Origin of the sequence: Vibrio sp. S234-5 (assembly GCF_000960595.1) — a bacterium.
Classification (GTDB): domain Bacteria; phylum Pseudomonadota; class Gammaproteobacteria; order Enterobacterales; family Vibrionaceae; genus Vibrio.
Genome location: NZ_JZAM01000426.1, coordinates 1 through 394, shown reverse-complemented (window position 1 = coordinate 394; position 394 = coordinate 1). Strand labels below are relative to the sequence as shown.

Here is a 394-nt window from a genome sequence, read left to right as displayed (position 1 = left end):
TGCTGGGGTAAGCGTAACCAGCTTGTGGAGCACGAAAAAAACGGCTTGGGAGGAAACGGTGCACAGGCACTACGAAGTTAAGGAGCGATCAATTATCTTGTTTAACGACCAAGGAACGATTTATAAAGGTGGTAGTAGCGATGTTTTCCGAGGTATAAAATAGCAAGAATAAAGTCATTTCGGAAAGGCCGCTTGTTATGCTCGAATTCCCCCTGCCGCAACATAACCACTTGCTCGCTCAGCTTTTCGATGAAGTCCAGAGACGAATATATCCTCAGCTTGAACTGCTGCCACTGCTGTTGGGTCATGTGATTTATCAATCTGGAGATATTCTTCGTCATGTCTAGTTTCCAACCAATCCAATCATTTCTATGTCGTATGTGATGGAACGTGC

Annotated in this window: 1 protein-coding gene; it reads left to right on the top strand. The window is 44.7% G+C overall.

The features are described 5' to 3' along the window. Positions 1–197 precede the first annotated feature (197 nt). Positions 198–347 (top strand): hypothetical protein, encoded by a 150-nt coding sequence (locus UF06_RS27035; protein ID WP_171816779.1) that lies wholly within the window; start codon positions 198–200, stop codon positions 345–347. Positions 348–394: the final 47 nt, after the last annotated feature.